Here is a 3162-nt window from a genome sequence, read left to right on the forward strand (position 1 = left end):
GGACCCCGGGCGCCCCGGTACCTCCGTCGGGGACGACGCCCGGCGCGCCCCCGCCGCCCCCTTCCCCCCGTTCCCCCTCCCCACCCCGTGAGGCCCGCCGTGATCCGTGTTCTCCTCGCCGACGACCAGGACCTGGTCCGCGCCGGTATCCGGCTCGTACTCGGCCACGCCGAGGACGTCGAGGTGGTGGCGGAGGCCGCCTCCGGCCACGAGGCGGCGGAGCTCGCCGTCCGGCACCGGGTGGACGTCGCCATGCTCGACATCCGGATGCCGGGCACGGACGGGCTCGACGCGGCCGAACTCATCGCCGCCCGGGCCCCGTCCGTCCGGGTGGTCATGCTGACCACCTTCGGGGAGCAGGAGTACGTGGACCGGGCGCTGCGGGCGGGCGTGATGGGCTTCCTGCTGAAGGACAGCACCCCGCAGGAGCTCATCCAGGCGGTCCGCACGGTCGCGGGCGGGACCCCGATGGTCTCCCCGCGGATCACCCGGCACCTCATCGACCGCTACCTCGCCTCCGACGAGGAGCCGGCCGACCCGCGGCTGGAGCGGATCGCGGAGCTCACCGGGCGGGAGCGGGAGGTGCTCGCCATGGTCGGCACGGGCGCCTCGAACGCCGAGATCGGCCGGCGGCTGCACCTCGGGGAGGGCACGGTCAAGGCGTACGTGAGCCGGATGCTGACCAAGCTGGCCTGCGCCAACCGGGTCCAGGCCGCCCTCCTCGCCCGCGAGGCCCGGATCCGCCCCGGCGGCTGACGTTCCGGTCAGGATCGCCGGGAGGCGGTCGGTGCCGGTGTGGTGGATGGTGCCGGTGTGGTGGACGGGACGGCCGGGCCGACCGCCGGGGCGTCCTGGTCGGGGGCCGGCCGGGCCGGCTCCGCACGGACGGCGCTCACCGTGAGGAAGGCCCCGGCGAGCCCGGCGACGACGATCTTGGCAGTCAGGGCGAGCCCTCGCATCAGTTCCTCCTGCGGCGGTCGGACGTGGTCGCCAGACCGCGCCCGGTGACGTTCTGGATCTGGAGCCCGGGACGGGCGTTGACCTCCAGGATCAGCGGGCCCCGGTCGGCGTCGACGACGATGTCGGCGCCCAGGTAGCGCAGGCCGGTGGCCGCCGCGCAGCGCCGGGCGGCGTCGACCACCTCGGGCCAGTGCGGGACGCGCGCGCCGATCAGCGGCTCTCCCGTGTCCGGGTGGTGGCCGGTGGGTTCCCGGCCGACCAGGGCGTGGGTGATGCGGCCCGTCTCCAGGTCGACGGCGGCGCCGATGGCCTTCTGGTGGAGGTTGGCCCGGCCCCCGCTGAACCGGGTGGGCAGCCGCAGCATCGCCAGCTGCGGCCGGTCGCCGCGGCAGATCACCCGGATGTCCGGCAGGCCCTGGTGCGAGAGCCGGTCCAGGTCGGGATGGGCCCGGATCAGCGGCTCGAACATCGCCCAGTCCTGGGGCCGCGGGGAGAACTCCCCGTCCAGGATCCGCCTCAGGTGGTCGGCCACGGTCTCGCGGGTGATCCGTTTGCCGGAGGACGAGTACCAGGTGGCGCGGCGCCTGCCGAAGGACAGCAGGATGCCGTTGCCGCCGAGGCTCTGGTTCGGTTTGAGCGCCCAGGCGTCGGGCAGCCCGCTCCAGTCGAGGGAGGAGACCTCCGGACGGGAGCGCAGCAGGGCCACGGTGGGGGAGGTCGGCGCCCCGACGGCGGCCAGCGCCTCCTTGGTGGCGTACTTGTCGTTGACGAGGCGGATCGCGGCCCGCGGGTTCTGTTCGGAGATCCGGGCGTTGCGCAGGTTCATGCCGAGCACCGGGTCCCAGCCCCGGAGCCGGATCACGCGGCACCGCCCTGGGCCTTGGCGGCGGGGGCGAACCGGAACAGCTCGCTCAGCCGCAGCCCCCGGTAGGTGCCGACCAGCACCGCCCATACCGCGCAGACGGCCGCCAGCTGCAGCGGCACGGACTCCGCGAGGTGGCGTACGTACGGGGTGAGGAGCAGGAGCGCCACCAGGACGGCGGTGCCCATCGTCAGCGCGGCTCCGGCGGCGGCCGACCGGAACCCGTCGAGGTCCCACTGCTCCCACAGCCGTTCGGTGATGATCGCGGTGACCACGACGGGCATGGTCATCCCCCAGGAGTCGGACAGTCCGAGCCCGCCGAGGGAGAGCTGGGCCGCGATCAGGCCGGTGGTGACCACGCCGATCAGCACGCCGAGCCGGGCGACGCGCGGCAGGTGCAGGCGGCGCAGCAGCGGCTGGAGGACGAACCCGAGGGCGAACAGAGCCAGGGTCAGCGGCACTCCGAGGAGCAGCCCCGACTGCGCGTAGGCCAGTGCCAGCAGCACGGGGCTGAAGGTCCCCAGGGTGTTCAGGCCGACGACCACCCGCAGGAGCACGATCACCAGCGCGGCGAGGGGCAGCAGGGCCATCATGGACACGGGGTCGATCGCCGGGGCCTTGGCGAACAGGATGCGCAGGGCGGACGGGGCCTTGGCGGCGTCCGGCTGGGTCAGCAGCCGCTTGCCGACGGCCACGTGGAGCCCCTGGACGTCCTGCCGGCCGAGCAGGACGGGGGTCTCCCGCTTGGCACGGCTGTTGACGGTGGTCCGGGCGACGAAGGACCGGCCGGCCAGGCGCACGGTGGAGTCGACGACGGGCCGCTGTTCGCGGCCGAGCGCGGAGGCGACGGTGACCTTGGGGGCCGCCTTGAGGTCGAAGCCGAGCTCCTTGGCCAGGCGGGTGTCCATCGAGGAGGCCGACGCGCCGGTGTCGACCATGGCGAGCACCTCGCGCGTCGTGCCGTTCGGTCCGCTGATCCGCACCATCTCCCGCTCGCCGATCACGTCGGACGAGTGCCCGAGGGGCCGGTCGGGCGAGCCGAGGACGGCGGCCAGCAGCAGGCCCAGCGCGGCCACGGCCGCCAGCACCTTGAGGAGCACCGGTGTCCTGCCGCGGCCGCCGCGGTGTCCGCCGCGCGGCGGTCGGTCGGCGTCGGTCGGCCCGGTTTCGTTCGTATGAAGGTCGTTCACGGGACCAGCCTTGTGGAGCGGGCGAGTCCGGCAGTAGTGACGATCGGCCCGCGCGGGGCAACGAAAGTGAACTGTCCCGCGCGTGCTGCGGAGGGGTCGCTCAGCCGGCGACGGCGGGCTGGTCGTGGGTGGCGCAGTGGATGCCGCCGC

Annotated in this window: 4 protein-coding genes; 1 reads left to right on the forward strand and 3 read right to left on the reverse strand. The window is 74.4% G+C overall.

What is annotated here, in order from left to right:
- The first annotated feature begins 99 nt into the window (after window positions 1–99).
- Window positions 100–756 (forward strand): response regulator, encoded by a 657-nt coding sequence (locus ACFVXK_RS37795; RefSeq protein WP_389621675.1) that lies wholly within the window; start codon window positions 100–102, stop codon window positions 754–756.
- 8 nt (window positions 757–764) lie between these two features.
- Here the strand turns inward: ACFVXK_RS37795 and ACFVXK_RS37800 are convergent, their stop codons facing one another.
- The 3 genes from ACFVXK_RS37800 to ACFVXK_RS37810 are packed head-to-tail and all read right to left on the reverse strand — an operon-like array spanning window position 765 to window position 3012.
- Window positions 765–959 (reverse strand): hypothetical protein, encoded by a 195-nt coding sequence (locus tag ACFVXK_RS37800; protein ID WP_389621678.1) that lies wholly within the window; start codon window positions 957–959, stop codon window positions 765–767.
- Window positions 959–1822, reverse strand: coding sequence for a sugar-transfer associated ATP-grasp domain-containing protein (locus tag ACFVXK_RS37805; protein WP_389621681.1), 864 nt, complete (start codon window positions 1820–1822; stop codon window positions 959–961). Before ACFVXK_RS37805 ends, ACFVXK_RS37800 begins: the two co-directional genes overlap by 1 nt.
- Complete coding sequence (locus ACFVXK_RS37810; protein WP_389621684.1) at window positions 1819–3012, reverse strand: 7TM domain-containing protein; 1194 nt, start codon at window positions 3010–3012, stop codon at window positions 1819–1821. Before ACFVXK_RS37810 ends, ACFVXK_RS37805 begins: the two co-directional genes overlap by 4 nt.
- Between the last annotated feature and the right edge of the window lie 150 nt (window positions 3013–3162).

It is taken from the genome of Streptomyces sp. NPDC058157 (assembly GCF_042884105.1).
Lineage (GTDB): Bacteria > Actinomycetota > Actinomycetes > Streptomycetales > Streptomycetaceae > Streptomyces.

What these genes read in the sequence shown, in the direction of transcription:
- ACFVXK_RS37800 (WP_389621678.1), bottom strand. Translation starts at nt 959, where the DNA reads ATGCGAGGGCTCGCCCTGACTGCCAAGATCGTCGTCGCCGGGCTCGCC.